Annotated in this window: 2 protein-coding genes; both read left to right on the top strand. The window is 66.3% G+C overall.

The window, feature by feature from the left end; genetic code table 11:
• The coding region (locus MRBLSP13_RS17300) for a carbon starvation CstA family protein (protein ID WP_363755750.1) at positions 1-1,743 on the top strand (1,743 nt) is incomplete at its 5' end.
• Positions 1,740-1,840, top strand: a 101-nt coding sequence (locus tag MRBLSP13_RS17295) for a YbdD/YjiX family protein (protein WP_363755752.1), incomplete at its 3' end; no start/stop codon positions are given. The genes MRBLSP13_RS17300 and MRBLSP13_RS17295, both read left to right, overlap by 4 nt.

Below are 1,840 nucleotides of genomic sequence, written 5' to 3'. Positions count from 1 at the left end.
GTGCTGGCGGCACAGATGGGTTATCTGCCCGGCACGCTGTGGATCATCGCGGGCGTGGTGCTGGCGGGCGCGGTGCAGGACTTCATGGTCCTCTTCATCTCCATGCGCCGCGACGGGAAGTCGCTGGGCGAGCTGATCCGCATGGAAATGGGCCAGGTGGCGGGCACCATCGCCCTGTTCGGCGCCTTCATGATCATGGTCATCATCCTGGCCGTGCTGGCGCTGATCGTGGTGAAGGCGCTGGCGGAAAGCCCCTGGGGCATGTTCACCGTCGCCGCGACAGTGCCGCTGGCGATGGCGATGGGCGCTTATACGCGCTGGATCAGGCCCGGGCGCATCGGGGAAGTGTCGCTGATGGGGCTGGTCGGGCTGCTGGCCGCCATCGTCTATGGGCAGAGCATCGCCGCTTCGCCGGTCTGGGGTCCGATCTTCACCTTCACGCCGGTGCAGCTTTGCTGGATATTGATCGGCTATGGCGCGGTGGCTTCGGTGCTGCCGGTGTGGCTGTTGCTGGCGCCGCGCGATTATCTGTCGACCTTCCTCAAGATCGGCGCGATAGCCGCGCTGGCGATCGGCATCGTCATCATGGCGCCGCCCCTCAAAATGCATGCCGTAACCGCGTTCGTCAGCAGCAACGGGCCGGTCTGGTCGGGCGGTCTGTTCCCCTTCCTGTTCATCACCATCGCCTGCGGGGCGGTATCGGGCTTCCACGCCCTCATCTCCAGCGGCACCACACCCAAGCTGATCGCCAGCGAAGCCGATGCGCCGATGATCGGCTATGGCGCGATGCTGATGGAGGCGTTCGTCGCCATCATGGCGCTGGTGGGCGCGTCGATCCTCGATCCGGGCATCTATTTCACGATGAACAGCCCGGCGGCGGTCATCGGCAAGGATGCGGCGAGCGCGGCGGCGGCGGTGACTGCCATGGGTTTCCCCATCTCGCCCGAACTGATCCTGCAGACCGCGAAGGATGTGGGCGAGCACAGCATCATCTCCCGCGCGGGCGGGGCGCCGACGCTGGCGGTGGCGATGGCGGAGATCTTCTCCCATGTCGTGGGCGGGCCGGCGATGAAGGCCTTCTGGTATCATTTCGCAATCCTGTTCGAGGCGCTGTTCATCCTGACCGCCGTGGATGCGGGGACGCGCGCCGGACGCTTCATGCTGCAGGACCTGATCGCGCTGGTGGTGCCGGGCTTCAAGGACAGCAGGAGCATGGTGCCGGGGATCGTCGCGACGGCGCTGACCGTCGCCGCCTGGGGCTTCTTCCTCCATCAGGGGGTGACCGATCCGCTGGGCGGGGTGAACACGCTCTGGCCGGTGTTCGGCATTTCCAACCAGATGCTGGCGGCCATCGCGCTGATGCTGGGGACGGCGGTGCTGTTCCGGATGAAGCGGGACCGCTACGCCTGGGTGACGCTGGTGCCGACGGCCTGGTTGCTGGTCTGCACCCTGTCGGCCGGTGTACTGAAGCTGTTTTCCGCTGATGCGAAGGTCGGTTTCCTGGCGCATGCGGCCAGATTCAGCGGCGCGGCCGGCCGGGGCGAAGTGCTGGCGCCGGCCAAGTCGATGGCGGAGATGCGGCAGATCATCTTCAACGACCGGATCGACGCGGCGCTGGTCGCGATCTTCCTGTTCGTGGTGCTGGCGGTGCTGGTCTTCACCATTCGCACCTGTCTCGCGGCGCGGAAGGTGGCGGGGTCCACGGCGCGGGAAATCCCGGCGCAACTGGTGCCGGCGGAATGAGCCTCTTCCTCCACCGGCTGCGTCAGATGGCGCGCATGATGGTCGGGGTGCCCGATTATGACGCCTATTTGCGGCATATGGCCAGCCATCATCCCGA

It is taken from the genome of Sphingobium sp. LSP13-1-1.1 (assembly GCF_040676415.1).
Classification (GTDB): domain Bacteria; phylum Pseudomonadota; class Alphaproteobacteria; order Sphingomonadales; family Sphingomonadaceae; genus Sphingobium.
This window is presented reverse-complemented; position numbering and strand designations above follow the sequence as displayed.